We start from the raw sequence: 26098 nt of genomic DNA on the forward strand, positions 1-26098 counted from the left end.
CGGCAAATTCATTGCCTCAGAGGCAAAACTCCCGTCAGCGACCGTCCACCGCTCCGTCTCAGCGGTTGGCCACCGCCTGCTTCACCAGCGTCTTGCTGAAGTCCCACATCAGTCCGCTGCCGCTGTGCGCGTCGTCCATGACGTCGGTGAAGGCGTCGACGAACCGGTCCACCTCCTTCTCCCCGACGACCAGCGGCGGGATCAGCTTGATCACCTCCAGGTGGTCGCCGGAGACCTGGGTGAGGATCCGGTGCCGCTGGAGCAGCGGGACGACGACCATCTGCGCGAACAGGCCCTTGCGCGCGGCCTGGAGCATGGTCCAGCGCCCGCGCAGCTTCAGCGACTTGGGCCGGCCGAACTCGATGCCGACCATCAGCCCCCGGCCGCGTACGTCGGCGAGCAGTTCGTACTTGTCGACCAGTGCCGCGAGCCGGGACCTGAGCAGGTCGCCAGCGGCGCGGGCGTTCGCGACGATCTGCTCGTTCTCCATGACCGAGAGGACGGCGAGCCCGGCCGCCATGGCCTGGGCGTTGGCCCCGAAGCTCGCGGAGTGCACGAGGACCCGGTCCATCGAGGAGTAGACCTTCTTGAAGATCCAGTCCTTGCCGAGGGTGGCGCCGACCGGCACATAGCCGCCGGAGAGCGCCTTGGCCACACACACCAGGTCGGGCTCGACGCCGTCCTCGTGCTGATAGGCGTAGAAGTCCCCGGTCCGGCCGAGCCCGGTCTGCACCTCGTCGGCGATGAGCAGCGCCTTGTGCCTGCGCAACAGCTCCTGCGCGGCCCGCAGATAGCCGGGCGGCGCCTCGTGCACGCCCTTGCCCTGGATCGGCTCGACGACCAGGGCGGCGACGTCGCCCTTCTTCAACTCCCTTGCCAGGGCGTCGAGATCACCGAGAGGTACGGCGGTGTCGGGCAGCAGGGGTGCGAATCCGTCCCGGAAGCCGGACTCGCCGTTGACCGAGAGCGACCCGGTGGTCAGCCCGTGGAAGGCGTGGTCGCAGTACAGGACCCGGGGCTTCCCGGTGGCGTACCGGGCGAACTTCAGCGCGGTCTCCACCGCCTCCGTGCCGCTGTTGCCGAAGAACACCCGGTCCAGGTGCGGGCTGTACGAGAGCAGCTTCTCGGCCAGCAGCCCGGGCAGCGGCTGGCAGTCGAAGCGGGTGAGGTCGGCGAGGCCGGCGTCGAGGACGTCGTGCAGCGCCTTGCGGACGACGGGGTGGTGGCGCCCCAGGCCCATCACCCCGAACCCGGCGAGCATGTCCAGGTAATCGTTGCCGTCCGCGTCCCAGAAGTAGGCGCCCTGACCGCGCTCGTAGACCTTGTCGAAGCCGATGGTGTGCAGCATGCGCGGGAGTTGGTGGTTCAGGTACTTCCCGTGCAGTTCGTAGCGTTCGGCTCCGCGCTCGGCCAGGAGTCTGCCGAGGTCGAACTCCGTGGTCATTCAGGTTTCTCCTTGGCTTCGGCCTGTTCCTTGACGACGGATTCGGCCTGTTCCTTCACGGCCAGGCTCGCGCTGATCCGCCCCGCCACCTCGACCGGCGTCAGCCCGATGTCGGCGAGCACCTCGCCCCGCTTGGCGTGCGCGAGGAACTGCTCCGGAATCCCGAACCGCCGTACGGGCACGTCGACTTCGGCGTCCCCAAGGGCCAGCGCGACCGCCGCGCCCACCCCGGCGGCCCGGCTGTTGTCCTCGACGACGGCCACCAGCCGGTGCTCGGCGGCGAGCCCCGGCAGCGCGGGGTCGACGGGCTTGACCCAACGAGGGTCCACCACCGTGCAGTTGACGCCCCGGGCCGCCAGCAGTTCGGCGGCTTGGAGGCACACCGGCGCCATGACACCGACGGCGACGAGCAACACCTCGGGCCGCTCCCCTCGATGGAGCACGTCCATGCCGCCCACGTGGTCCACCGCCGCGATCACGGGACCCACCGACTCCTTCGGGAACCGCACCAGCGTCGGCGCGTCGTCCACGGCGACCGCCTCCCGCAGCTGCGCCCGGAGTTGGTCGGCGTCCCGGGGCGCGGCGATCCGCAGCCCCGGCACCACCTGGAGGATCGACATGTCCCACATCCCGTTGTGGGAGGCCCCGTCGACACCCGTGACCCCGGCCCGGTCCAGCACGAAGGTCACCCCGCAGCGATGCAGGGCGACATCCATCAGCAACTGGTCGAAGGCCCGGTTCAGGAAGGTGGCGTAGACGGCGACGACCGGATGGAGCCCACCGGTGGCGAGCCCGGCCGCCGACACGGCCGCGTGCTGCTCCGCGATCCCGACGTCCCACACCCGGTCCGGGAACCGCTGAGCGAACTTCCCGAGCCCGACCGGGTGCAGCATGGCCGCCGTGATCGCCACGACGTCCTCGCGCTCCTCCCCGATCGCGACGATCTCGTCGCCGAACACCGAGGTCCAGGAAGGCCCGTTGGAGGGCGCGAGCGGCTCGCAGGTGAGGGGGTCCATCACCCCGACGGTGTGGAAGTGGTCCTCCTCGTGCGCGAGGGCGGGCTCGTAACCGCGCCCCTTCTCCGTGAGGCAGTGGATGAGCACCGGGCCGTGGAAGCGTTTCGCGCGCCGCAGGGCGGACTCGACGGCCCCGATGTCGTGCCCGTCGATCGGGCCGACGTACTTCAGCCCCAGGTCCTCGAACATGCCCTGCGGCGCGAAGGCGTCCTTGAAGCCCTTCTTCGCGCCGTGCAGCGACTCGTAGATGGTGTTGCCGACGACCGGGGTCTTCAGGAGTACGTCCTTCCCCCAGGCCAGCACCTTCTCGTAGCTGTCCGTCGTACGCAGGGTGGCCAGGTGGTTGGCGAGGCCCCCGATGGTCGGCGAGTACGACCGCTCGTTGTCGTTGACGACGATGATCAGCGGCCGGTCCTTGGCGGCCGCGATGTTGTTCAGCGCCTCCCAGGCCATCCCGCCGGTGAGCGCGCCGTCGCCGATGACCGCGACGACGTGTCCCGTGTCCCCCTGCACCTGGCGGGCCTTGGCGAGTCCGTCGGCCCAGCCGAGCGCCGTGGAGGCGTGGCTGTTCTCGACGATGTCGTGCTCGGACTCGGCCCGCGAGGGGTAGCCGGACAGGCCGCCCTTGGATCGCAGCTTGGAGAAGTCCTGACGTCCCGTCAGGATCTTGTGCACATAGCTCTGATGGCCGGTGTCCCACACGATGCGGTCGACCGGCGACTCGAAGACCCGGTGGAGCGCGATGGAGAGTTCCACCACCCCCAGGTTGGGCCCGAGGTGTCCGCCGGTCCTGGCGACCGCGTGCACCAGGAACTCCCTGATTTCTTCGGACAGTTCACCGAGATCCGACTCGGACAGCGCCTTCAGGTCGCGTGGTCCCCGGATGGTCTCCAGAATGGTCACGCTCGGGCCCCCTTCGGTCCGTGCTGTTCAACTCACGGTGACGGCCGGCTCCCCCGAGACGCCGTCCTGTTCCATCTGCTCGGCGATCTTCATCGCCTCCTCGATGAGGGTCTCCACGATCTTCGACTCCGGGACGGTCTTGATGACCTCGCCCTTCACGAAGATCTGCCCCTTGCCGTTGCCGGAGGCGACCCCCAGGTCCGCCTCCCGCGCCTCGCCGGGACCGTTGACCACACACCCCATCACCGCGACCCGCAGGGGCACTTCCATGCCCTCGAGACCCGCCGTGACCTCGTCGGCCAGCTTGTAGACGTCGACCTGAGCGCGCCCGCAGGACGGACACGACACGATCTCCAGGCGCCGCTGCCGCAGGTTCAGCGACTCCAGGATCTGGATGCCGACCTTGACCTCCTCGACGGGCGGGGCGGACAGGGACACCCGGATGGTGTCGCCGATCCCCCGCGACAGCAGCGCCCCGAAGGCCACCGCCGACTTGATCGTCCCCTGGAAGGCGGGCCCGGCCTCCGTGACCCCCAGGTGCAGCGGGTAGTCGCACTGCTCGGCGAGGAGCGTGTAGGCACCCACCATCACCACGGGGTCGTTGTGCTTGACGGAGATCTTGATGTCCCGGAAGCCGTGCTCCTCGAAGAGCGACGCCTCCCACAGCGCGCTCTCCACCAGAGCCTCGGGAGTCGCCTTGCCGTACTTCTGGAGCAGCCGCCGGTCCAGCGACCCGGCGTTGACCCCGATCCTGATCGGCGTGCCGTGGTCCTTCGCGGCCCGCGCGATCTCCTTCACCTTGTCGTCGAACTGCTTGATGTTGCCGGGATTGACGCGTACGGCCGCGCAGCCGGCCTCGATCGCCGCGAACACGTACTTGGGCTGGAAGTGGATGTCCGCGATCACCGGGATCTGCGACTTGCGCGCGATGGTCGCCAGCGCGTCCGCGTCGTCCTGCGTGGGGCAGGCGACGCGGACGATCTGGCAGCCGGACGCGGTGAGTTCGGCGATCTGCTGGAGCGTGGCACCGATGTCCGACGTACGGGTCGTCGTCATCGACTGCACCGACACCGGGGCCCCGCCCCCGACCGCCACCGGCCCGACCATGATCTGCCGCGACACGCGCCGCTCGGCGATCGGCCGGACCGGTACCTCGGGGACGCCCAAGGGAATGGCGGTCACGGCGCTACTCGCGGTTTCCGGAGACGGTCTCGCGCATGGCCCGCAGCGACTCCTTGAGCGAGCCCATGGTGGCGAGGACGGCGGTGGGCTCGTAGCCGCAGTGCGCCATGCAGTTGGCGCAGCGCGGGTCCTTGCCGCGGCCGTACTTGTCCCAGTCGGTCTCCTCGATGAGTTCGCGGTACGTCGGCACGTACCCGTCGCTCATCAGGTAGCAGGGCCGCTGCCAGCCGAACAGGGAGTAGTTCGGGATCGCCCAGGCCGTGCACGGGAAGTCGACCTTGCCCTCCAGGAAGTCCAGGAAGAGCGGGGAGTGGTTGAGCCGCCACTTCTTGCGGTTGCCGCCCGCGAAGGCCTTCTTGAACAGCTCGCGGGTCTGCTCCACGCCCAGGAAGTGCTCCTGGTCGGGCGCCTTCTCATAGGCGTAGGCGGGCGAGATCATCATCTCGTCGACCTTGAGGTCGTCGTTGAGGAAGTTGAGCACCTCGATGATGGTCTGCGGGGTGTCGGTGTTGAAGAAGGTCGAGTTGGTGGTGACCCGGAAGCCGCGCTGCTTGGCCTCCTTGATCGCCGCCACGGCCTCGTCGAACACGCCCTCCTTGGCGACCGACTCGTCGTGCCGCTCCTTCAGGCCGTCGATGTGCACGGCGAAGGCGAAGTACGGGGAGGGTTTGAACTTGTCCATCTTCTTGCGCAGCAGCATGGCGTTGGTGCAGAGGAAGACGTACTTCTTCTTCGCCACCAACTGCCGCACGATCTCGTCGATCTGAGGGTGCATCAGCGGCTCACCGCCGGCGATGGACACCATCGGCGCACCGGACTCCAGGACCGCTCCGACGGCCTGCGCCACCGGCATGCGCTGCTTGAGCACACCCGCCGGATGCTGGATCTTGCCACAGCCCTCGCACTTGAGATTGCACGCGAAGAGGGGCTCCAGCTCCACGATCAGCGGGAACTTGTCCCGCTTGCGGAGCTTCTGTTCGGCCAAGTATGTAGCGACCTTGATGGACTGACGCAGCGGCATGGCCATCTGGCTCACCTCCTGGGGAGCAGCAAGGAACGGTGCCATTCGTAGAAAGCCGGAAGTACGGCACGAAGGACGCGGAAAGCCGATATTCCACCGCGCACCGTGCCGATACGGACGAGTTCATGTTGTGGAGCGTCCACGACCACCCGGACGGCCGCAACGGGGCGCTCGCCCGCGCGTACGGCGCTCAGGAGCGTGGTCGCGGATTCCATGTCGACCGCGATCGCGCCGGTCGCGAGCAGATCGGAGCGCTCGTGACCTCGGATGACGTGATCGGAGCCGGCGAGAGGGCCGGTGTGCACGGTACGTCCCGGTACGACCCGTGCGAGCTCCTTGACGAGTAGGTCGGTCTCCACACACGGAACGGTTCCGTCCGGATCCCGGGTCTCCTCGGCGACCACCAGATCGCCGGGGTGCATCCCGGGGGCGAGCCCCGCGCAGAAGCCGGTGGCGAGGACGGCGGCCCCGGCGAGGTCCGGGTCGGCCAGGCGCCGGGTGACGGAGCGTTCCGCCGCCTTGGGGCCCATGCCGGTGCGGAGCAGGGTGACGGGCCCGCCGGCCCCGCCGCGCTCGCCGGTGCGCAGGGCGAGGTGCTCGATGCCGAGCGCGCAGGCGATCAGCAGCGGGGCGGTGGCGGGCTGGGCGCTCATCAGAGGGCCTCGGTCCGGGAGAACGGTTCTCCGTGGACGTATCGACCGAGGGCGGTGAGTGGGAAGACCTGCCGGTAGAGGTGGTAGTTGATGGAGAAGTCCCAGGGGAAGCCGGTGCCGGTGAAGTACGGCTCGTCCCAGGAGCCGTCCTCGCGCTGGGTGCTCGCGAGCCATTCGATGCCCCGCTCGACGGCCTTGGAGTCCATCTCCCCCGCCGCGAGCAATGCCATCAGTGCCCAGGCCGTCTGGGAGGCCGTGGAGGCGCCGCGGCCGCTCCACTCCTTGACGTGCTTGTAGGAGCGCAGATCCTCGCCCCAGCCGCCGTCGTCGTTCTGGACCTTCTCCAGCCAGGCGACGGCCCGGCGGATCGCCGGGTGCGAGGCGGGCAGCCCCGCCGCGGTCAGCGCGGGCACCACGGACCCGGTGCCGTAGACGTAGTTGACGCCCCAGCGCCCGAACCACGAGCCGTCCGGCTCCTGTTCGGCGAGCAGCCAGTCGATGCCGCGCCGGGTGCGCGGGTCGTGGGACAGCCCCTCGACGGCCAGCATCTCCACCACGTGCGCGGTGACGTCGGCGGACGGCGGGTCGATGACCTCGCCGAAGTCGCAGAAGGGCAGCCGGTTGGGGAACGGGCTGGTGTTGTCGACGTCGAACGCGGCCCAGGCACCGTTCTTCGACTGCATCCCGAGGTTCCAGCGCACCCCGCGCCCGATGGCCCGCTCGATCCGCTCGGGGTCGTGGTGCTTGACCCGGCGCAGCGCGAGGACGACCTCGGCGGTGTCGTCGATGTCGGGGTAGTTGTCGTTGTGGAACTCGAACGCCCAGCCGCCCGGCGGAAGTTGGGGCCGCTTCACCGCCCAGTCGCCGGGCCGCACGATCTCCTCACCGAGCATCCAGTCCGCGGCCTTGACGAGCTGCGGGTGATCGGCGGGCACTCCGGCGTCGAACAGCGCGATGGTGGCGAGGCAGGTGTCCCACACCGGCGACTGGCAGGCCTCGATCATCCGGGACCCGTCCTCGCGCCAGATGGCGAAGCGGTCCAGGGACTCCAACCCGGCCCGCATGACCGGGTGTTCGAGGTCGTAGCCGAGCAGGTGCAGGGCGATCACCGAATAGACGGCCGGGGGCTGGATGCCGCCCCAGCAGCCGTCGTTCTCCTGCCGCTCGATGATCCAGCGGGCCGCGCTGTTCATCGCCGCTCTGCGGAGTCTGCGCGGGGCGACCTTGCGCAGCTGGTGCAGCGCCTTGTCGAGCCGCTGGAAGGCGCCGTCCCAACTCGCCACCGGGGCGAGCGGCTTGGCCGGGTTCGGGGCGGCGGCGTCGGCGTGCAGTTCGTCGAGCGGGAAGGGCGCGGGCCGCACCGGGCGCTTCGCGGAGACGATCGTCAACGGGACGATGGTCTGGCGGGCCCAGCACCCGAAGTCGTAGATGTTGAGCGGGACCCACTTGGGGAAGTAGATGAGCTCCGGCGGGAGTTCGGGCAGGTCCTCCCACTTCCACCAGCCGAACAGGGCGAGCCAGATCCGGGTGAACACCCGGGCGGCGGCGATCCCGCCCCGGGCGCGGATCCAGGCGGACGCCTTCGCCATGTGCGGGGCGTCCGGCGCGTCGCCGTCCAGGCGGAGGGCGACGTACGCCTCGATGGTGGTGGAGAGTTCGCCGGGCCCGCCGTAGAAGGAGGCCCAGGTGCCGTCCTCGCGCTGCTCGCCGCGGATGAACTTCGCGGCGGCGCGGGTGGTCGCCTCGTCGCGGATGCCGATGAACTGACGGAGCAGCAGATCCTCGGCGTCCATCGTGACGTTGGTCTCGAGGTCGCCCTTCCACCAGCCCTGGGAGTCCTGCCGGGCGAGCAGGTGGTCGGTGGCGCGCTGTACGGCTCGTACGGCGGCTTCTTGTACCCCGGCCGCCACGGGGGTGTCGAGACGGGTTTCGCTGGCCGCGGCAGCGCGGGGCGGGAGGGCCCCGGTGCTTCCGTCGGTCGTCGCTGTCATGGCTTCCCCTTCGTGCAGTGTGCAATGTGGTGCTCTGCTGTGGGTCCGCCGTCGGCCGGTGCTTTTCCTTTCCTCGCAGCACCGGCCGGCGACTACGCGAGGGCTATTCGACCGATAGTGATCATCTCTTTCGTACGACGACGAAGTCCGCGAGCGCCGTGAACTGCGCCCGTACCCGGTCGGGCATGTCGATGGCGTCGAGGGCCTCGATGGCGATGGTGTGCTGACGGCGTGCTTCTCCGGCCGTCCACTCGCGTCCGCCCGCCTCCTCGATGAGGGCGGCGCGGGACGCGAACTCCTCCTCGGAGAAGTTCTCGAAGTCGCTGCTCTTGGCGTCCGCGGCGAGGATCTCGCCGAGCCGGTCGGAGGCGGAGCCGCCCGCCGCGAGCGCGGCCACGACCGGCAGGGACTTCTTGCGCTGGCGCAGGTCGCTCCAGGTCTGCTTGCCGGTGGAGACCGGGTCGCCCCAGATGCCGAGGAGGTCGTCGACGGCCTGGAAGGCGAGGCCGAGGTGGTAGCCGTACTTCTCCAGGGTGTCGGCGGTGCGGTCGTCCGCGCCGCCGAGGACCGCGCCGATGGAGGAGGCGCAGGCGAGCAGGGCGCCGGTCTTGTTGCCCTCCATCTCCAGGCACTCCTCGACGCTGACGCGGTCGCGGTGCTCGTAGGAGATGTCCTGGGCCTGGCCGTCGATCAGGGCGCGGGTGGCGGTGGTCAGCCTGCGGGTGGCGCGGCCCGCCTCGGCGGTGCCGATCTCCAGCAGGACCTCGTTGGCCAGGGCGAACAGGGCGTCGCCGACGAGGATGGCCTGGGCGGGGCCGTGCACCTTCCACACGGTGTCGCGGTGGCGGCGCTGTTCGTCGCCGTCCATGAGGTCGTCGTGCAGCAGGGAGAAGTTGTGGACCAGTTCCACGGCGACCGCGCCGGGCACGCCGGTCTCGGGCGCGGCGCCGGTGACCTCGGCGGAGAGGACCGCGAGGGCAGGGCGCACGGCCTTGCCGCCGTCGCCGTCGGCGGGGTTGCCCTCGGCGTCGATCCAGCCGAAGTGGTAGGCGGAAACGGTGTCCATCGGGGACGCGAGGCGGTCGACGGCCGCCTTCAGCACCGGTGTCGCCAGGGTCCGGCCGCGCTCCAGCAGCGCGGTCACGTCCACCGCGGACCTCGCAGCGGCCGTCTCGGCCGGGGGCACAGTGGGCACAGTCTCTCCTCTTGTTGCGGTACCGGAGGTGCTGGGGCCGGACGCGCCGTGCTGATCGAGCATCACGCGGCCTCCTCGAACTCGAAGAGGTGGGCGGGGCGGGGCCGTCCCAGGGCGCTCAGCGCGGCGTCCGCCGCACTGACACCGCTGCGGACCGCACTCTCCATGGTCGCGGGCCACCCTGTGGCGGTCCACGCACCGGCCAGGTACAGGCCGGGGGCTTGCGTACGGGCGCCGGGCCGCAGCCGTCCGACGCCGGGGGTCGGGGCGAACGTCGCCGTGCGCTCCCTGGTCACGAAGAAGTCCCTCACCTCGGCGCCGCGCGCGAGCGGCAGCAGCCGCTCCAGCTCGGGGAGGTAGCGCTCGCGCAGTTCGGCCACCGGCTGGTCGATCTCGTCGTGCGCGGCGGACTGGGACAGGGCGAGGTACTGGCCCTCGCGCAGTCCGGAGGCGTCGGTGCGGTCGAAGACCCACTGCACCGGGCTGCCGAGGGCGGTGAAGAACGGCTTGTCGAGGACCTTGCGGTCGTAGACGACATGGACGTTGAGGATCGGGGCGGTGCCGATCGCCCGGAGATTTTCCGGGGCGGCCAGTGCCCCCTCCGGCAGCAGGTCACACGCCTCGTCCTGGGCCACGGCGAGGACGACGGCGTCGGCCCGGAGGGTCTCCCCGGGAACCTGAACGCTCCAAGTGCCGTTCTCGTCAGTAGAGATGGAGGTGACGCGTGTACGGACCTCGGTACGCACGCCCGCGGAGTCGAGCGCCTTGCGGGCCAGCCGGTCATGCAGTTCGCCCAGCGGGACGCGCGCCCATCCGATGTCGGCCGCGCCCGGGTCGGAGAGCAGACCGGTCTTGAACACCATCGCGGCGAGCCCCAGCGAGGCGTCGCCCGCGACCGCGTTGAGGGTGGCGACCCCGACCAGGTCCCACAGGGCCTCCACGGCGCGCGCCGACTGACCGTGCGCGGTCAGCCAGCTGCCGAAGTCCTGTGCGTCCAGGCTCGGATCGGCGAGGTCGAGCCCCTTGAGCGCGAGCGCGGCACGCCCCACCTTGGCCCGCTCGGCGAGCGAGAGATGCGGATAGGTCGCGAGGCTGCGCCCCAGGTGCAGGGGCACCGGCAGCGCGTCGCGCCGCAGCCTGCCGAGCCGTCGGCCCTCGGGCCGGGCCACGTCGAGTACGGGCACGTCGAGACGATCCTGCAGCGGCGCCAGCGCCGTCCCCTCGATGCGGTCGAGGAACCAGCGGTAGGCGGTGCAGCAGCGCAGGTAGACGTGCTGGCCGTTGTCGACGGTCAGTTCGCCGCGCCGGAAGGAGAAGGCCAGTCCGCCCAGGCGGGGCCGGCCTTCGAGCAGGGTGACGCGCACTCCTGCGTCGGCGAGTGCGAGCGCGGTGGTGATGCCGGCGAGCCCGCCGCCGATCACGACGGCGTCCCGCCCGGACTGATGTCCGTCGGTCATCGCGCACCCTCCCCTGAGCGGCCGCCGTGGTGGTTCAACGGTGCACGGTCGGCCGTTGCAGTCAGGGACGCCGTCCTTGAGCGGAGGGTTGCGTGCCACTTTTCTCCGGTGACATCACCTTGGACCGAATTGTCCATGCCACTCATCAGGCACGCCTCCTGACGGTCCGCCGCATCACATGCCGGGTGTCCAGGCCGGACAGACCGCGGACCGCGACGTACGCCTTCTCGCGTCCGGGCAGCGAGACCCGTCCGCGCAGCACCGCCTCCGGGTCGCGCTCGATGCGGTCGAGCAGCCTGCGGTAGATGCCGGCCATGGCCGCGACACAGGCGCCGCTGCGCCGGTCGAGCATGGGGAGCAGCCGGTAGCCCTCGGCGAAAAGGGCGCGGGCCCGTCGCACCTCGAAGTGCACGAGGCCCGCGAAGTCGGCGCCCTCCGGCGGCTTCGGCCCCTTGAAGCCGGCCGAGCAGCCGAACTTCGCGAGGTCGTCCGCGGGCAGGTAGGTGCGCCCGCCCTCGGCGTCCTCCCGGACGTCCCTGAGAATGTTGGTCAGCTGGAGCGCGAGCCCGAGCGTGTCGGCGTACTCGGACGCGCGTTCGGCGGCGCGCGCCCCGGGTTCGGTGCCGAACACTCCGAGCGAGAGCCGCCCGATGGCGCCCGCCACACAGCGGCAGTACACCTTCAGGTCGTCCCAGGTCTCGTAGGTCTCGCCGCGTACGTCCATCAGGACGCCGTCGATCAGCTCGTCCAGGCCGCCGAGCGGGATCGGGAAGGTCTCGGCGGCGTGGGCGAGCGCGACCGCGACCGGGTCGGTGTCGTCCTCGTCGACCGAGCCCTCGCGCACCCGGGCCAGCATCGCCCGGGTGTCCTCGAGTCTCGCGCCCTTGACGTCGTCCGCCAGCTCGCCGTCGCCGATGTCGTCCACGCGCCGTGAGAACGCGTAGAGCGCCGACATGGCCCGGCGCTTCGACGTGGGCAGCAGCCTGATGCCGTAGGCGAAGTTCCGGGCCTGCTGCCCGGTGACGGCCTCGCAGTAGCTGTAGGCGGCGAGTACCGGTGCGGACACGTGCGGTGGTGACTCCACGGTCCGGATCACCCCTCTCCTCGCAGAGTGACGCCCACCTCGCGCAGCAGCTGGAGCTTGCCGGGCTTGGGCGGGCCGGGAAGTACGTCGTACTCGGCTGCGGCGATCGCGCGGATCGCCGCCCGTCCCCCCGCCACGAACCCCGCGAGCAGCAGCTTCAACCTGCCGTGGACGCTACCCACCAGTGGGGCGCCTTCATTCAGGAGTTCACGGGCGCGTTGTGCTTCGTATGCAACCAGTGCGCGCACCGATGCGCCCGCGATTTTCGTGGCGAGATCCGCCTCCTGGACATGAAAGCGCTTCATGTCCGCGGCGGGCAGATAGATCCGGTCGCGGCCGAGGTCCTCGGCGACGTCCTGGAGGTGTTCGACGATCTGGAGGGCCGTGCAGACCGCGTCGGACAGCCGGACCCGCTCCGGGGTGGAGGTGCCGGTGACGGCGAGCACGAGACGGCCGACGGGGTTGGCGGACAGCTCGCAGTAGGCGAGCAGGTCGTCGTAGGTCTCGTAGCGCTTGACGAGCTGGTCCTGGCGGTTGGCGGCGATCAGGCCGAGGAAGGGCTCGGGGGTCAGCGCGCGGCGGCGGACCGTGGGCTGGAGGCGGCGCAGCAGCGGGTGGCGCGGGGTGCCGTCGAAGACCCGGTTCAGGTCGGCCTCGAAGGCGTCCAGGAGGAGCAGCCGGTCACCGGCCTCCTCGGGCGCCACGCCGAGCAGGGCGGCGTCGGCGCCACCAGGGGCCAGATCGCCGTCGCCGATGTCGTCGACCAGGCGGGCGAAGCCGTAGACGGCCATGAGGTCGGTGCGCCAGTCCTTGGGCAGGAAGAACGGAGCCACGGGGAAGTTCTCCCCCGCGGCCTTGTCGAGCGTGCCGCGCTCCGGATCACCGGCGCGCGCCGTACCGGTTCCCGTCACCGCTCACTGCCTCGGGCGGGGACGGCACGAGCTGCGTGGAGCTGGGGATCTTCGGTCGCCATTGCCGTCACATCTCCCGTTCTACACCGCCGACCCAATACACACTATTTCGGACACGCCGCCCGGCCGTCCGCGCGGCGTCCGGGGTTGCGGGTGTCGCGCATTATCGCCCCACTTGCTGCGATTAGGCACCGGTACAGCTTACGTTGTACAACGCTGCAAGGATCGTCGGGGTGTCCTGCACATCACAACAACACACCGATTGGCCCCAAGATTCCTAAGGGGGGCCGAAGTTGACGTTTCCTTTGCAGACGCGGGGCCCCGCCGGAGCAGTTCCGGCGAGGCCCGGTCAAGCGGAGCGGTGTTTTTCGTCCGGGGCGGGGTGGACTACTTGCCCGTGAACTTCTCGTACTCCTTGATGACCTCGTCGGTCGGGCCGTCCATGCGCAGCTCGCCGCGCTCCAGCCACAGGACGCGGTTGCAGGTGTCACGGATCGACTTGTTGTTGTGACTGACCAGGAACACCGTGCCCGCGGTCTCGCGGAGCTCGCGGATACGGGCCTCGGAGCGCCGCTGGAAGGAACGGTCGCCGGTGGCCAGGGCCTCGTCGATCATGAGGACGTCGTGGTCCTTGGCGGCGGCGATGGAGAAGCGGAGGCGGGCCGCCATGCCGGAGGAGTAGGTGCGCATCGGAAGGGTGATGAAGTCGCCCTTCTCGTTGATCCCGGAGAAGTCGACGATCTCCTGGTAGCGCTCCCTGACCTGCTCGCGGGACATGCCCATGGCGAGCCCGCCCAATATGACGTTCCGCTCGCCCGTGAGGTCGTTCATCAGGGCCGCGTTGACGCCGAGCAGCGAGGGCTGGCCGTGGGTGTAGACCTTGCCGCTCTCCGCCGGCAGCAGACCGGCGATGGCGCGCAGCAGGGTCGACTTGCCGGAGCCGTTGGAGCCGATCAGGCCGATCGCCTCGCCCTTGTAGGCGACGAAGGAGACGCCCCGGACGGCGTGCACCTTGCGCACGCCCCGCTCCTCGCCGCGCTTGATGATGCGGCTGAGCGCGGCGGTGGCGCTGCCCTTGCCGGTCTTGGCGCCGTTGACGCGGTAGACGATGTGCAGCTCGTCCGAGATGACCGTGGGGATCAGCTCGTCCTGGATGTCCTCAGCCACGGCCGTACCTCTCCTCAGCCTTCCAGAAGTACACGAAGCCGCCGAGCGCGAAGAGCGCGGCCCAGCCGCCCGCGGCCACCCAGACGTGGTCGGGCAGGTTCTCGGCGCCGTAGTCGTCGATCAGGGCGAACCGCATGAGGTCCATGTAGAGGGCCGCCGGGTTCCACTGGAGCACCGTGGCGAGCCACTGCGGCTTGTCGGCCAGCATGATCGGGATCGAGAACATCACGCCGGACGCGTACATCCACGTACGCATCACGAAGGGCATGAGCTGGGCCAGGTCGGGGGTCTTGGCGCCCGCGCGGGCCATGATCAGCGCCAGGCCGGTGTTGAACAGGAACTGCAGGGCCAGGATCGGCACGATCAGCGCCCAGGACAGGTCCGGGTAGTGGCCGAAGCCGACCGCGACGGCGAACAGCACGACCATCGAGAACAGCAGCTGCTGGAGCTGCTGGAGCGCGAAGGAGATCGGCAGGGAGGCGCGCGGGAAGTGCAGCGCGCGCACCAGGCCGAGGTTGCCGGAGATGGCGCGCACGCCCGCCATGACCGAGCTCTGCGTGAAGGTGAACACGAAGACGCCCGTGACCAGGAACGGGATGTAGACGTCCTTCGACATGCCCCGGCTGGCGTTCAGGATGACGCCGAAGATGAAGAAGTACACGGCGGCGTTCAGCAGCGGGGTCGCCACCTGCCACAGCTGGCCGAGTTTGGCCTGGCTGTACTGGGCGGTCAGCTTCGCCCGCGAGAACGCGAGGATGAAGTGCCGCCGGTCCCAGAGCTGGCGGACGTAGTCGACGAGCGAGGGGCGGGCGCCGCTCACTGACAGGCCGTGCTTCGCGGCCAGCCGGGCCGCTGTGAGGCCCTCGTCGGGCGACACGGGCGCGCTGGTCGCGACCGTGCCGTCGTGCGTTGTCTCACTCACTGGTGGGTAACTTTCGTCTTCGAGATACGCGGCCTGTGCGGACAGGGCACGAGCGTGGGGCCGTGGTGCGGGCCGGGTGCGCCCGGGTTCGAGCTTGTCAGATGACGGGGGGTCGGCCCAGTCGGGTCAGCCGCCACACCGTACGCCACTTCATGGGCCTGCGCGGACCGCACGGTGTGCTCCAGCCTTCGCGGAAACCGCCGAACCAGGCCTTGAGGGCGGAGCGCGAGGGGCGGCGCAGCAGGGTGAGCAGCAGCCAGACGCCGAGGTAGACGGGGACCAGGGGCGCGGGGAGGTTGCGGCGGGCGAGCCAGACGCGGTTGCGGGCCACCATGCGGTGGTAGACCGCGTGCCGGGAGGGCGCGGTCGTGGGGTGGAACAGCACCATGTCGGACCGGTAGTCGATCATCCAGCCCGCGTCGAGGGCCCGCCACGCCAGGTCGGTCTCCTCATGGGCGTAGAAGAACTCGTCCGGGAGGCCGCCGACCTCGGCGAAGACCTGGGTGCGCACGGCGTTGGCGCCGCCGAGGAAGGTGGTGACCCGGGAGGAGCGCATCGGGTCGGCGGCGCGCAGCCGCGGGACGTGCCGGCGCTGGGTGATCCCGGTCTCGGGGTCGGCGATGCGGAAGCTGACGATGCCGAGGCTCGGGTCGGCCTCGAAGGCCTGGCGGCACAGCTCGGCGGTGTCGTGCTGGGCGAGGAGGCCGTCGTCGTCGAGGAAGAGCAATATGTCGACATCTCGACCGCTGGGCCCGAAGGCCTCGATGCCGACATTGCGGCCGCCGGGGATGCCGAGGTTCTCGGGCAGCTCGATGGTGCGGACGCCGTCGGGGACGTCCGGGACCGGTGAGCCGTTGCCGACGACCACGATCCCGACCGGGTCGCCGTCCTGCTTGACGACCGAGTCGATGAGGGCGCGCAGCTCCTCGGGGCGGTTGCCCATGGTGATGACGACCGCGCCGACCTTCATGCCGGTGCTCACTTCAGCCTGCTGGAGGCGAGGATCGACACGAGGTGCAGGAGGGTCTGGAGGAGCGCGATGCCGGCCAGCACCGCGACACCGAGCCGGGAGAAGAACAGATCACCGCGGGCCTGGTCCACGAAGGCCAGGACCAGGATCAGCAGGGACGCCTCGATGCCGAGGATCAGCCGGTGGAACCTGAGCAGGGCGGCGGCCTTGCGGGCCAGCGCCATGCCGGAGGAGCGCATCTCGGCGGCGGACTCCTGCACGGGCGGCTTGCCGGCCTGGTGACGGGCGACGCCGACCAGGTCGGTCTCGGCCTTGATCAGGATCGCGCCGAGCGCGGCGAGGGTGCCGAGGAAGGCCCACAGCCAGTCGATACGGCCGCTGCCGAACAGGTCGGCGGCGCGCAGGCCGAAACCGACGAGCACGGCCGCGTCGGTGAGGTAGGCGCCGACCCGGTCGAGGTAGACGCCGTTGAGGGAGTACTGCTTCTTCCAGCGCGCGATCTCGCCGTCGACGCAGTCCAGGAGCAGATACATCTGGACGCAGACCACGCCGAGCACGGCGCCCGTGATCCCCGGCACCAGGAGGGCCGGGGCCGCGAGCACGCCGAAGACGGTCATCAGGTACGTGAGCTGGTTGGGCGTGACCCTGGTGTTCACCAGGTAGCGGTCGACCCGCAGGGACACCTCACGCATGTAGAGGCGTCCCATCCAGTGCTCACCGCTGCGCCGGTCCTTGACCCCCGCGGGGTGGACGACCGGGCGGAGTTCAGCTACCGATGGCCTTGACATAGTCGGCGTAGGTGTCCTTGATCTGGTCGGTCTTGAGGTCGAGGTGTTCGAGGATGGTGTAGCGGCCGGGGCGGGTCTCCGGAGCGAACTCCACGGCGCGCACGAACTCCGCGGGCGTGAAGCCGATCTCCTCGGGAAGCACCGGCAGTCCGTGCCGGCGCAGTACCTCGGCCATGTACGCCGCTTCCTCGTGGGCTCCGCGCAGGTACATCGCGAAGGCCGCGCCCAGGCCGCACTGCTCGCCGTGGGCGGCGGCGCGCTTGGGGAACAGCAGGTCGAACGCGTGGTTGATCTCGTGGCAGGAGCCCGAGGCGGGCCGGGAGTCGCCCGAGATCGACATCGCGACGCCGGTGAGGACCAGCGCCTCGGCGAGCACCTGGAGGAAGTCGTTGTCGCCGACCCCGCCCGGGTGCCGGAGCACGGCCTCGCCTGCCTGGCGGGCCATGGCCGCGGCGAGTCCGTCGATCTTCTCGCCCTTGACGCGGCCCGCGAGTTCCCAGTCAGCGATCGCGTTGATGTTGGAGATCGCGTCGCCGATGCCCGCGCGCACGAAGCGCACCGGGGCCTCGCGGATGACGTCCAGGTCGATGACGGCCGCTATCGGGTTGGGCACGCCGTAGGAGCCGCGGCCCGCGTCGTTGTCGAGGGTCGCGACCGGTGAGCACAGGCCGTCGTGCGCGAGGTTCGTCGGTACGGCGACCAGGGGCAGGCCGATACGGGCCGCGGCGAACTTGGCGCAGTCGATGATCTTGCCGCCGCCGAGGCCGACGACCGCGTCGAAGTGGCTCGCCTTCATGTCGCCGGCCAGCCGGATCGCGTCGTCGAGGGTGCCGCCGCCGACCTCGTACCAGGTGGCGCCGGGCAGCGAGGGCTCGAGACGCTCGCGCAGCCTGGCGCCGGAGCCGCCGCTGACCGCGACCGCCAGCCGGCCGGAGTGCGAGATGCGCTCGTCGGCGAGCACACAGGCCAGGTCGTCGAGGGCACCCGGGCGGATGTCCACGACGACCGGCGAGGGGATCAGCCTGGTCAGTACCGGCATGCGATCTCCCGTCCGCGGGCGAGATCGTCGTGGTTGTCGATCTCCACCCACTGAACGTCGCCGATCGGCGCCACGTCGATCCGGAAGCCGCGGTTCACGAGCTCCTGGTAGCCGTGCTCGTAGAACTGCTGCGGGTCGGTCTCCCAGACCGTCTTCAGGGCGTCGGCCAGTTCGGGGGCGGCGTCGCCCTCGATGAGGGTGACGCCGATGTACTCGCCGGTGGCCTCGGCGGGGTCCATCAGCTTGGTGATCTTCGTCATCCCCCGGTCGGGGTCGACGACGACCTTCATCTCCTCGTCCGCGAGGGACTTCACGGTGTCCAGGGCCAGGATGATCCGCTTGCCCTCACCGCGCGCGGCGAGCAGCGTCCGCTCGACGGAGACGGGGTGCACGGTGTCGCCGTTGGCGAGGATCACGCCGTCCTTGAGGGCGTCGCGGCCGCACCACAGGGAGTAGGCGTTGTTCCACTCCTCGGCCTTGTCGTTGTCGATGAGGGTCAGCTTGAGGCCGTACTTCGCCTCCAGGGCCGCCTTGCGCTCGTACACGGCCTCCTTGCGGTAGCCGACGATGACCGCGACCTCGGTCAGACCGATCTCGGCGAAGTTGCCGAGCGTCAGGTCCAGGACCGTGGGTTCGCCCTCTATGCCCGCAGGACCCACCGGCACCAGAGCCTTGGGGAGGCTGTCGGTGTAGGGGCGCAGTCGCCGTCCGGCGCCGGCCGCCAGCACGAGGCCGATCATGCGGGTTCTCCTTCATCGTGTACGGCGGGCGCCCCTGCGGACACCCAGAAGCGGATGCTCTCGACGAGCACCACCAGGGCCACGGCCACGGCCAGGACCGTGAGCGTGACCGTGAACTGTGCAGCCGTGAGCGCCGCGGCCAGAACGGTGACGAGGAGCGTGCGCCCCTCCTGCCCCCCGACGGCACGCACCAGCCAGGCCGGGGGCGCTCCGGCGTTGCCGCGGATGCGGTACACCGTGTCGTAGTGATGGTAGGCGACAGCGGCCACCAGCCCGAAAGCCGCCGGAAGGGCTCCGTTCACGTCCGCTTTCGCCGCCAGGATCAGGACGGTGCCGTACTCGGCGGCGCGGAACAGCGGGGGGACCAGCCAGTCGAGGGCGCCCTTGAGGGGGCGGTACAGGGCCTGACCGGCGGTGACCGTGTAGACGAAGGCACCGGCGACGGGCGCCCAGGTGACGCCGGAGAAGAGGGAGACGGCGAGGACGGCCGTGCCCGCCGCCGCGACCAGCAGGGGGGCACCGAGGCGAGCGCGTGTGGCACGGGCCACGAGGGAGGCGAGCGGTCCGTTGTCCGCGAGGTCCGCCAGCGCCCCCGCCGCCCGGTCCGTCCGCCGAGCCTTGCGGGTCAGCGACCGCAGCACCCGGCCCGCCGTGGTGTACGTCGCCGCGAAGGCGCACCCGACGAGAAGGACGTAGAAGGTGATCCGGGGGGTCGTCACCGCGGTCAGCACCGCGATCATCGCCCAGCGCTCGCCGATCGGCAGGACGATCATCCGGCGCACCCACACGGTCCAGCCGACGCTGTCGAGCTTGTCCGAGAGGGCCGCCGTGGGGCTGGTGTTGGCGGTGGCGTCGTGGTTCGCCTCGTTGAAGGAGAAGTCGACGACGTGCCGGCAGGTCTGGAGGACCATCGCGCCGAGGGCGAGCGCCCACACGTCGTCGCCGCCGCGGGCCGCGCCCAGGGCGAGGCCCGCGTAGTAGGCGTACTCCTTGGCGCGGTCGAAGGTGGCGTCGAGCCAGGCGCCGAGGGTGGAGTACTGGAGGGAGTAGCGGGCGAGCTGGCCGTCGGTGCAGTCGAGGACGAACGAGGCGATCAGCAGGACGCCGGCCGCGACGAAGCCGCCGCGGGTGCCCGTGGCCGCGCAGGCCGCCGCGATGAGCGCGGTGATCAGGGACGCGGTGGTGACCTGGTTCGGGGTCAGGCCCCGGCGGGCGCACCAGCGGGCAAGGTAGCGGGAGTAGGGGCTGATGAAGTGCGTGGTGAAGAAGCCGTCGCGGGACTTCACGGCGGACTTCAGGCGTACGGCCTCGTCGTCGACGTCCGCGACGGCCTGCCGTGCCTCGTTGCGGGCCTGCGGGTCGGTGGGGACGGCGGCGACCAGGCTGCCCAGTTCGGGGTGGTGCACGTCGGCGCCGTCGTCGGCCAGGGCGGTGACGATGCGGTCGGGGAGGCTGTCCACGGCCACCGCCGTGCCGCCGCCGGCGGAGTTCTCGCGGGCCAGGGCCCGGGTGAGCGTCACGCGGCCGTCGGGCTGCGCGGTGACGGCGCCGGGCAGCGCGGCGAGGGAGAAGCGCGGGTCGGTGAGGCCGAGGCGCAGGGCGTGGACGTGGCCGACGAAGCGGGCGTCGACCAGGGCGACCCGTTGCTCGCAGGGCGCCTCGGCGACGAGCCGCTCGGCGTCGGCGGCGTCCGCGGCGACCCGTACGTCGAAGCCGAGGGACCGCAGATCACCCTCGATCGACGAACCGGGGACCGGCTGACCGGTGAGGATGGCGGTCGACAACCGAACTCACTCCCTGGGTGCCGACGCGCTGGCGCCGGTCATGTGCACGATGGGGGCGCCCCTTGGCTGCACCAGGCGGGCGGCATGTCGGCAGAGGTTATCGGATGGAAAGAAGGCTGCGTTCACCACCCGTTAACGGGACGATCAACAGCGCCTCTCCCGGCCTTTGCCACGATCATCATCGGTGATCCGGGCCCCCGCCCACAAACCGCGCCTCCCAGAGCGGACATCCGGGACACCGGGAGCGGTCCGGAGGGTCGGCATAGGGTGGGCGACCATGACGTGGCTGATCACCGGCGGTGCCGGGTACATAGGGGCGCATGTGGCGCGGACCATGACCGAGGCCGGGGAGCGTGTCCTCGTCCTGGACGACCTCTCGGCGGGCCTACCGGAGCGGCTGCCCGCCGAGGTGCCGCTGGTACGGGGCTCCGCGCTCGACGGGGGCCTGCTGAAGCGGGTGCTGGCCGAGCACGCGGTGACCGGTGTGGTGCATCTCGCGGCGCGCAAGCAGGTCGCCGAGTCGGTGGCGCAGCCCACCCGGTACTACCAGGAGAACGTCGGGGGCCTCGCGACCCTGCTGGAGGCGGTCGCGGAGGCCGGTGTCGAGCGCTTCCTCTTCTCCTCGTCGGCGGCCGTCTACGGCAACCCCGATGTGGGCCTGATCACCGAGGACACGCCCTGCGCCCCGGTGAACCCGTACGGCGAGACGAAGCTGGCCGGGGAGTGGCTGGTCCGGGCGGCCGGGCGGGCACACGGAATCTCCACCGTCTGTCTGCGCTATTTCAACGTGGCGGGGGCGGCGGCGCCGGAACTGGCGGACACCGGTGTCTTCAACATCGTCCCCATGGTCTTCGACCGGCTCACCCGCGACGAGGCCCCGCGGATCTTCGGCGACGACTACCCGACACCGGACGGGACCTGCGTCCGCGACTACATCCATGTGGCCGACCTGGCCGAGGCTCATCTGGCGGCGGCGCGACGGCTGTCCGAGGGCGGCCGGAACGGCGACCTGACGGTCAACATCGGTCGCGGCGAGGGCGTTTCCGTACGCGAGATGGTCACGGTGATCGGTGAGGTGACCGGGGACCGACGGCCGGCTCTCGTGGAGCCCCGGCGTCCCGGCGACGCGCCCATGTCGGTCGCCTCGGCCGCCCGAGCCGCACAGGTCCTCGGCTGGAACGCGCGCCGAGGGGTACCCGAGATGATCGAGTCGGCCTGGCGCGGCTGGCTCGCGCACCACAACTGAGGCTGCCCTGACCTGCGATAAGTTTCCGCAGGTCAGAGCACATGACAACGGTGTTCAGTGCCGCGTTGCCCGATACCCCCCACCCGTAGTTCACTGTGATCCCGGACAGGCTTTTCCGGATCGACGCGCAGGAGGCGGCTTCCATGGGGGCAGGGCACGACCACGGGCACACGCACTCGCATGCCCCGGCCGGCGGTACGGCGACCGCGGCGTACGTCGGCAGGCTGCGGGTGGCGCTGTCGATCACGCTCACCGTCATGGTGATCGAGATCGTCGGCGGTGTCGTCGCGGACTCCCTCGCCCTGGTCGCCGACGCGGCGCACATGGCGACGGACGCGCTGGGCCTCGGCATGGCCCTCCTCGCGATCCACTTCGCGAACCGCCCTCCGACCGGCAACCGCACCTTCGGGTTCGCCCGCGCGGAGATCCTCGCCGCGCTCGCGAACTGTCTGCTGCTGCTCGGCGTCGGCGGGTACGTCCTGTACGAGGCGATCCAGCGGTTCATCACTCCGGCCGCCACCGAGGGTGGGCTGACCATCGTGTTCGGCGCGATCGGCCTGGTCGCGAACATGATCTCGCTCACCCTGCTGATGCGCGGCCAGAAGGAGAGCCTGAACGTCCGCGGCGCGTTCCTGGAGGTCGCGGCGGACGCGCTCGGCTCGGTCGCGGTGCTGATCTCGGCGACGGTGATCCTGACCACGGGCTGGCAGGCCGCCGACCCGATCGCCTCGCTGGTGATCGGCCTGATGATCGTGCCGCGCACCTTCAAGCTGCTGCGCGAGACGCTCGACGTGCTGCTGGAGTCGGCGCCCAAGGACGTCGACATGACCGAGGTGCGCACCCACATCCTCGCCCTCGACGGGGTGGAGGACGTCCACGACCTGCACGCGTGGACCATCACCTCGGGCATGCCGGTGCTGTCGGCGCACGTGGTGGTGCGCTCGGACGTCCTGAGCGCGATCGGCCACGAGAAGATGCTGCACGAGCTCCAGGGCTGCCTCGGCGACCACTTCGACGTGGAGCACTGCACCTTCCAGCTGGAGCCGAGCGGGCACGCGGAGCACGAGGCGCGACTCTGCCACTGAGACGCGTGTACGGTCCACGGAACGCCTGTTCCGGCGGAACGCAGCGATCCGGCGCGCCTTGGCGTCCTCCACTCCACAACGTCGCCCGGAGCGGTTCCCCGCCCGCCGCGCCGGGCACGATCAACTGCTGGGAGTGCCGGATCCGTGCGGCACACTTGGGGCGCGAAGACCGATGTGAAGGATGGGTATGCCGACCACACCTGCCACCACGACGCACACTCCGTCGAACGGCACCGCTGACGCGATCCTGCTGGAACTGGTCGACGAGCACGGTGTGACGATCGGCACCGCGGAGAAGCTCGCCGCCCACCAGCCACCGGGACAGCTGCACCGCGCGTTCTCGGTGTTCCTGTTCGACGAGCGGGGCCGGCTGCTGCTCCAGCAGCGGGCGCTGGGCAAGTACCACTCCCCCGGTGTGTGGTCGAACTCCTGCTGCGGCCACCCCTACCCGGGCGAGGCACCCTTCGCGGCGGCGGCCCGGCGGACCTTCGAGGAGCTGGGGGTCTCCCCGACGCTGCTCGCCGAGGCGGGCACGGTCCGCTACAACCACCCGGACCCGGACTCGGGCCTGGTGGAGCAGGAGTTCAACCACCTCTTCGTCGGCATGGTCCAGTCCGCGCTCGCCCCAGATCCGGAGGAGGTCGGCTCGACCGTCTTCGTGACCCCGGCCGAGCTCATGGAGCGGCACGCGAAGGACACGTTCTCGTCGTGGTTCATGACGGTGCTGGACGCGGCCCGTCCCGCGGTCAGGGAGCTGACGGGCCCGTCCGCCGGCTGGTGACGGGCGCTACGGCACGCGCACGGCCTTGAGCGGCAGGGCGGCCCAGATCACCTTGCCCCCGCCGGCCGTGTGCTCGACGTCGCACGCCCCGCCCGCCTCCCGGGTGATCTCGCGCACCAGGAGCAGTCCCCGCCCGCCGGTCTCGCTGTGCGGGTGGTCCAGGGCGGTCGGCCGGTAGGGGTGGTTGTCCTCGACGGACACCCGCACCCACTCCGCGCCCACCGCCACCTCCACAGCGAGCATCGGCGAGAGCAGGGCCGCGTGCCGGACGGCGTTCGTGACCAGCTCCGAGACGATCAGCAGGAGGCCCTGGACGAGGTCGTCCGAGACGGGCACCCCCTGGCGGTACAGCAGGTCCCGCACGGCGTGCCGCGCCTGCGGGACCGACGCGTCGACGGCGGGGGCGGTGAACCGCCACACGCCCTCGTACGGCAGCGGGTCCGGTACTGGAGGTTCTCCTCCGCCACCTGGTGGGCGAGGGCCGTACCCGCGCCCATCGTCGTCCATTCTCCGGTCGCCACCCTTGCGCTCGATTGTCACCACGCATCGAGTGTTGGCAGCGGCCCACCTCACCCCGGATACCTGAACAGAAGTCAGCGAATATCGAGTGCCACTGACCGTTTCCCTACGGAACTACTCGTCTTGTGACGGTTTGGAGGCGCTTTCCTGCTGCCCGGCGACCATGTCGACGATCCTGCGTCCGCCGAAGCCGGTGGCCATGAGGCCGAGCCCGTCGAAGAGCAGGGCGAGCGAGAAGAAGCAGCCGATCACGTACTTGCTGCTGCTCGGCCAGGAGGCCAGCACCAGGATGCCCAGCAGCAGACCGAAGGCGCCCTGGACGAGCGTCCAGCCGAACTGCGGTCCGCGCACCACCAGACTGCCGGCCAGCCGGAACACCCCGCCGGTCAGGAAGAGCAGCGCGGCGAACATGGTCAGGGCCGCGGCCGCCGCCTCCGGGCGCCCGATCACGACGACACCGGCCGCGATGTTCAGGGCGGCGACCACCACCCCGAGCCAGAAGAAGTTGGAACCGCGGGCCTGGATCGCGTGCAGCAGTCCGACCACGCCGCCGATCAGCAGGAGCCAGCCGAACAGCAGCATCGAGGTGAGGGTGGCCACCCCGGTGTAGATCAGCCCGACCAGTCCCGCGAGCACCAGGATCACGCCCAGTGCGGCCAGCCAGCCGAAGCCGCGGCTCAGTTTCGCGGTCTCGGTGCGCTCCGCCCTGGTGGTCGGGGTGTTCTCCGCCTTGTTCTCCGTCATGCGGGGCCTCCTAGCGCTGCGGCCCCCTTCTTGATCGTACGGGCGGGGGGTGCGGCTAGCATCCGACGCATGGAGCCCTCGGAGCCGCAGCTGTTGCACGCCGTCACCGACTCGGTCGCCACCGTCGTAGTGCACAACCCGGCCAAGCGCAATGCCATGACGGCCGCGATGTGGCGGGCGTTGCCGCCGCTGCTGGACACGCTGGCCGGCGATCCGGGCGTACGGGCGCTGGTGCTGACCGGGGAGGGCGGGACGTTCTGCGCGGGCGCCGACATCTCCACGCTGCGGGGGTCGCCCGAGGAGGCACAGGGGCTCGCGGTGCGGGCCGAGGAGGCGCTCGCCGCGTTCCCGAAGCCGACGCTGGCGGCGATCCGGGGGCACTGTGTGGGCGGCGGGTCGCAGCTCGCGGCGGCGTGCGATCTGCGTTTCGCGGAGGAGGGCGCGCTGTTCGGGGTGACACCGGCGAAGCTCGGGATCGTGTATCCGGCTTCCTCCACCCGGCGGTTGGTGTCGCTGGTCGGTCCGGCGAGCGCCAAGTACCTGCTGTTCTCGGGCGAGTTGATCGACGCCCAGCGTGCGCTGCGCACGGGTCTCGTCGACGAGGTGCTGCGCGGGGGCGAACTCGCCGAGCGGGTCACGGAGTTCACCCGGGTCCTGGCTTCCCGCTCGCAGTTGACGCAGGCCGCGGCCAAGGAGTTCGCGGACGGGCGCACGGACCGGGACGCGTACTGGACCGGGCAGGCACGCGGCAGCGGCGACACCGCCGAGGGGGTCGCCGCGTTCCTGGAGCGCCGTCAACCGCGGTTCACGTGGTCGGTTCCTGGCCGAGGATGAACCGGCTCTGCGACCGCATCAGTTCGACGACGTCCGCGGGCGCCTTCTGCGGTGCCCCGGCGTCGTAGGGCGGCTGCGGATCGTACTCGATCCCCAACTGCACCGCCTGGGCGACGAATTCGCCGGAGATCCGGCCGACCAGGGCGAGCCCCATGTCGATGCCGGAGGAGACACCGGCCGCGGTGACGTACTTGCCGTCGGTCACCACCCGCTCCCCCGTCGGCTCGGCGCCGAACCTCCGCAGCTCGTCCAGGGCCAGCCAGTGCGAGGTCGCGCGGCGCCCTTCGAGGAGCCCCGCGGCGGCCAGCAGCAGGGAGCCGGTGCACACGGACGTCGTCCAGGTGCTGGTGGCGTCGGCGGCGCGGATCCAGTCGAGGAGGGCGCCGTTCGTCATCTGCGGGGTCTGTCCGGGGCCGCCCGGCACGACCACGATGTCGGGGCTCGGCACCTCGGCCAGGGTCCGGTCGGCGGTCAGCGCGAGGTTCCCGGTGTCGGTGCGGACGGGACCGGTCCGCTCGGCGACGAACACGGTCTCCGCGTCGGGGAGACGGCCGAGGGTCTCGTAGGGCCCTACGGCGTCCAGGGCGGTGAAACGGTCGTAGAGGACGATGGCGATCTGCAC

General features: G+C 70.6%; 25 protein-coding genes. 4 read left to right on the forward strand and 21 right to left on the reverse strand.

What is annotated here, in order from left to right:
- Positions 1 to 58: 58 nt before the first annotated feature.
- The 18 genes from G3I78_RS10120 to G3I78_RS10200 form a co-directional block, all read right to left on the reverse strand.
- Positions 59 to 1444, reverse strand: a complete 1386-nt coding sequence (locus tag G3I78_RS10120; protein WP_164422593.1) for an aspartate aminotransferase family protein — start codon at positions 1442 to 1444, stop codon at positions 59 to 61.
- The gene (gene dxs, locus G3I78_RS10125; protein WP_164422596.1) at positions 1441 to 3363 is read right to left on the reverse strand and encodes a 1-deoxy-D-xylulose-5-phosphate synthase; all 1923 of its coding nucleotides are present in this window, start codon (positions 3361 to 3363) and stop codon (positions 1441 to 1443) included. Before dxs ends, G3I78_RS10120 begins: the two co-directional genes overlap by 4 nt.
- A 27-nt stretch (positions 3364 to 3390) precedes the next feature.
- Positions 3391 to 4545, reverse strand: a complete 1155-nt coding sequence (gene ispG, locus G3I78_RS10130; RefSeq protein WP_164422598.1) for a flavodoxin-dependent (E)-4-hydroxy-3-methylbut-2-enyl-diphosphate synthase — start codon at positions 4543 to 4545, stop codon at positions 3391 to 3393.
- Between the two features lie 4 nt (positions 4546 to 4549).
- Positions 4550 to 5572 (reverse strand): adenosyl-hopene transferase HpnH, encoded by a 1023-nt coding sequence (hpnH, locus tag G3I78_RS10135; RefSeq protein ID WP_164422600.1) that lies wholly within the window; start codon positions 5570 to 5572, stop codon positions 4550 to 4552.
- Between the two features lie 5 nt (positions 5573 to 5577).
- Positions 5578 to 6219, reverse strand: coding sequence for a 1-hydroxy-2-methyl-2-butenyl 4-diphosphate reductase (locus tag G3I78_RS10140; protein ID WP_164422602.1), 642 nt, complete (start codon positions 6217 to 6219; stop codon positions 5578 to 5580).
- Positions 6219 to 8210 (reverse strand): squalene--hopene cyclase, encoded by a 1992-nt coding sequence (shc, locus tag G3I78_RS10145; protein WP_164422604.1) that lies wholly within the window; start codon positions 8208 to 8210, stop codon positions 6219 to 6221. The genes G3I78_RS10140 and shc overlap by 1 nt, the downstream gene beginning before the upstream one ends.
- 121 nt (positions 8211 to 8331) lie before the next feature.
- Entirely contained in the window at positions 8332 to 9396 is a 1065-nt protein-coding gene (locus G3I78_RS10150) for a polyprenyl synthetase family protein (protein WP_164423098.1), read from the reverse strand.
- A 71-nt stretch (positions 9397 to 9467) separates the two neighbouring features.
- Positions 9468 to 10862: a hydroxysqualene dehydroxylase HpnE gene (gene hpnE, locus G3I78_RS10155; protein ID WP_164422606.1), complete on the reverse strand. Its 1395-nt coding sequence runs from the start codon at positions 10860 to 10862 to the stop codon at positions 9468 to 9470.
- Positions 10859 to 11008 (reverse strand): DUF6380 family protein, encoded by a 150-nt coding sequence (locus tag G3I78_RS51865; RefSeq protein ID WP_343243704.1) that lies wholly within the window; start codon positions 11006 to 11008, stop codon positions 10859 to 10861. The genes hpnE and G3I78_RS51865 overlap by 4 nt, the downstream gene beginning before the upstream one ends.
- Positions 11008 to 11958 carry a presqualene diphosphate synthase HpnD gene (gene hpnD, locus G3I78_RS10160; RefSeq protein WP_164422609.1) on the reverse strand — a complete coding sequence of 317 codons (951 nt, stop codon included), beginning with the start codon at positions 11956 to 11958 and terminating at the stop codon, positions 11008 to 11010. Before hpnD ends, G3I78_RS51865 begins: the two co-directional genes overlap by 1 nt.
- Positions 11955 to 12857: a squalene synthase HpnC gene (hpnC, locus tag G3I78_RS10165; protein ID WP_164422611.1), complete on the reverse strand. Its 903-nt coding sequence runs from the start codon at positions 12855 to 12857 to the stop codon at positions 11955 to 11957. Before hpnC ends, hpnD begins: the two co-directional genes overlap by 4 nt.
- A gap of 387 nt (positions 12858 to 13244) precedes the next feature.
- The gene (locus G3I78_RS10170; protein WP_164422613.1) at positions 13245 to 14024 is read right to left on the reverse strand and encodes an ABC transporter ATP-binding protein; all 780 of its coding nucleotides are present in this window, start codon (positions 14022 to 14024) and stop codon (positions 13245 to 13247) included.
- The gene (locus G3I78_RS10175) at positions 14017 to 14946 is read right to left on the reverse strand and encodes an ABC transporter permease (RefSeq protein ID WP_164422615.1); all 930 of its coding nucleotides are present in this window, start codon (positions 14944 to 14946) and stop codon (positions 14017 to 14019) included. Before G3I78_RS10175 ends, G3I78_RS10170 begins: the two co-directional genes overlap by 8 nt.
- A gap of 97 nt (positions 14947 to 15043) precedes the next feature.
- A complete protein-coding gene (locus G3I78_RS10180) occupies positions 15044 to 15928 on the reverse strand; it encodes a glycosyltransferase (RefSeq protein WP_164422617.1) in 885 nt (294 codons plus the stop codon).
- Positions 15925 to 16704 (reverse strand): CDP-alcohol phosphatidyltransferase family protein, encoded by a 780-nt coding sequence (locus tag G3I78_RS10185; RefSeq protein ID WP_164422619.1) that lies wholly within the window; start codon positions 16702 to 16704, stop codon positions 15925 to 15927. Before G3I78_RS10185 ends, G3I78_RS10180 begins: the two co-directional genes overlap by 4 nt.
- The gene (locus G3I78_RS10190; protein WP_164422621.1) at positions 16682 to 17743 is read right to left on the reverse strand and encodes an iron-containing alcohol dehydrogenase family protein; all 1062 of its coding nucleotides are present in this window, start codon (positions 17741 to 17743) and stop codon (positions 16682 to 16684) included. The genes G3I78_RS10185 and G3I78_RS10190 overlap by 23 nt, the downstream gene beginning before the upstream one ends.
- Positions 17731 to 18483: a phosphocholine cytidylyltransferase family protein gene (locus G3I78_RS10195; protein ID WP_164422623.1), complete on the reverse strand. Its 753-nt coding sequence runs from the start codon at positions 18481 to 18483 to the stop codon at positions 17731 to 17733. The genes G3I78_RS10190 and G3I78_RS10195 overlap by 13 nt, the downstream gene beginning before the upstream one ends.
- Positions 18480 to 20267: a DUF5941 domain-containing protein gene (locus G3I78_RS10200; RefSeq protein WP_164422625.1), complete on the reverse strand. Its 1788-nt coding sequence runs from the start codon at positions 20265 to 20267 to the stop codon at positions 18480 to 18482. The genes G3I78_RS10195 and G3I78_RS10200 overlap by 4 nt, the downstream gene beginning before the upstream one ends.
- A gap of 277 nt (positions 20268 to 20544) precedes the next feature.
- On the opposite strand from G3I78_RS10200, the gene galE reads away from it, so the two are divergent.
- The 3 genes from galE (at position 20545) to idi (ending at position 23379) form a co-directional block, all read left to right on the forward strand.
- The gene (gene galE, locus G3I78_RS10205; protein ID WP_164422628.1) at positions 20545 to 21513 is read left to right on the forward strand and encodes a UDP-glucose 4-epimerase GalE; all 969 of its coding nucleotides are present in this window, start codon (positions 20545 to 20547) and stop codon (positions 21511 to 21513) included.
- 143 nt (positions 21514 to 21656) lie between these two features.
- Positions 21657 to 22598 carry a cation diffusion facilitator family transporter gene (locus tag G3I78_RS10210; protein WP_164422630.1) on the forward strand — a complete coding sequence of 314 codons (942 nt, stop codon included), beginning with the start codon at positions 21657 to 21659 and terminating at the stop codon, positions 22596 to 22598.
- A 187-nt stretch (positions 22599 to 22785) separates the two neighbouring features.
- The gene (gene idi / locus G3I78_RS10215; RefSeq protein WP_164422632.1) at positions 22786 to 23379 is read left to right on the forward strand and encodes an isopentenyl-diphosphate Delta-isomerase; all 594 of its coding nucleotides are present in this window, start codon (positions 22786 to 22788) and stop codon (positions 23377 to 23379) included.
- 6 nt (positions 23380 to 23385) lie between these two features.
- On the opposite strand, the gene G3I78_RS10220 is transcribed toward idi, so the two are convergent.
- The gene (locus tag G3I78_RS10220; protein WP_164422634.1) at positions 23386 to 23886 is read right to left on the reverse strand and encodes an ATP-binding protein; all 501 of its coding nucleotides are present in this window, start codon (positions 23884 to 23886) and stop codon (positions 23386 to 23388) included.
- A 126-nt stretch (positions 23887 to 24012) separates the two neighbouring features.
- Positions 24013 to 24642, reverse strand: coding sequence for an HdeD family acid-resistance protein (locus G3I78_RS10225; RefSeq protein WP_164422636.1), 630 nt, complete (start codon positions 24640 to 24642; stop codon positions 24013 to 24015).
- A 69-nt stretch (positions 24643 to 24711) separates the two neighbouring features.
- On the opposite strand from G3I78_RS10225, the gene G3I78_RS10230 reads away from it, so the two are divergent.
- On the forward strand, positions 24712 to 25476 hold the full coding sequence (locus G3I78_RS10230; protein WP_164422638.1) for an enoyl-CoA hydratase/isomerase family protein: 765 nt from the start codon (positions 24712 to 24714) through the stop codon (positions 25474 to 25476).
- Here the strand turns inward: G3I78_RS10230 and G3I78_RS10235 are convergent.
- Entirely contained in the window at positions 25448 to 26098 is a 651-nt protein-coding gene (locus G3I78_RS10235) for a DJ-1/PfpI family protein (RefSeq protein ID WP_164422640.1), read from the reverse strand. The two genes, G3I78_RS10230 and G3I78_RS10235, sit on opposite strands and share 29 nt — an antisense overlap.

This window comes from Streptomyces sp. SID13726, assembly GCF_010548375.1.
Classification (GTDB): domain Bacteria; phylum Actinomycetota; class Actinomycetes; order Streptomycetales; family Streptomycetaceae; genus Streptomyces.

What these genes read in the sequence shown, in the direction of transcription:
- idi (WP_164422632.1), top strand. Translation starts at nt 22,786, where the DNA reads ATGCCGACCACACCTGCCACCACGACGCACACTCCGTCGAACGGCACC.
- hpnE (WP_164422606.1), bottom strand. Translation starts at nt 10,862, where the DNA reads ATGACCGACGGACATCAGTCCGGGCGGGACGCCGTCGTGATCGGCGGC.
- G3I78_RS10190 (WP_164422621.1), bottom strand. Translation starts at nt 17,743, where the DNA reads ATGCCGGTACTGACCAGGCTGATCCCCTCGCCGGTCGTCGTGGACATC.
- G3I78_RS10185 (WP_164422619.1), bottom strand. Translation starts at nt 16,704, where the DNA reads ATGTCAAGGCCATCGGTAGCTGAACTCCGCCCGGTCGTCCACCCCGCG.
- G3I78_RS10210 (WP_164422630.1), top strand. Translation starts at nt 21,657, where the DNA reads ATGGGGGCAGGGCACGACCACGGGCACACGCACTCGCATGCCCCGGCC.
- G3I78_RS10140 (WP_164422602.1), bottom strand. Translation starts at nt 6,219, where the DNA reads ATGAGCGCCCAGCCCGCCACCGCCCCGCTGCTGATCGCCTGCGCGCTC.
- G3I78_RS10195 (WP_164422623.1), bottom strand. Translation starts at nt 18,483, where the DNA reads ATGATCGGCCTCGTGCTGGCGGCCGGCGCCGGACGGCGACTGCGCCCC.
- G3I78_RS51865 (WP_343243704.1), bottom strand. Translation starts at nt 11,008, where the DNA reads ATGAGTGGCATGGACAATTCGGTCCAAGGTGATGTCACCGGAGAAAAG.
- G3I78_RS10230 (WP_164422638.1), top strand. Translation starts at nt 24,712, where the DNA reads ATGGAGCCCTCGGAGCCGCAGCTGTTGCACGCCGTCACCGACTCGGTC.
- galE (WP_164422628.1), top strand. Translation starts at nt 20,545, where the DNA reads ATGACGTGGCTGATCACCGGCGGTGCCGGGTACATAGGGGCGCATGTG.
- G3I78_RS10120 (WP_164422593.1), bottom strand. Translation starts at nt 1,444, where the DNA reads ATGACCACGGAGTTCGACCTCGGCAGACTCCTGGCCGAGCGCGGAGCC.
- hpnH (WP_164422600.1), bottom strand. Translation starts at nt 5,572, where the DNA reads ATGGCCATGCCGCTGCGTCAGTCCATCAAGGTCGCTACATACTTGGCC.
- G3I78_RS10220 (WP_164422634.1), bottom strand. Translation starts at nt 23,886, where the DNA reads ATGGACGACGATGGGCGCGGGTACGGCCCTCGCCCACCAGGTGGCGGA.
- shc (WP_164422604.1), bottom strand. Translation starts at nt 8,210, where the DNA reads ATGACAGCGACGACCGACGGAAGCACCGGGGCCCTCCCGCCCCGCGCT.
- G3I78_RS10225 (WP_164422636.1), bottom strand. Translation starts at nt 24,642, where the DNA reads ATGACGGAGAACAAGGCGGAGAACACCCCGACCACCAGGGCGGAGCGC.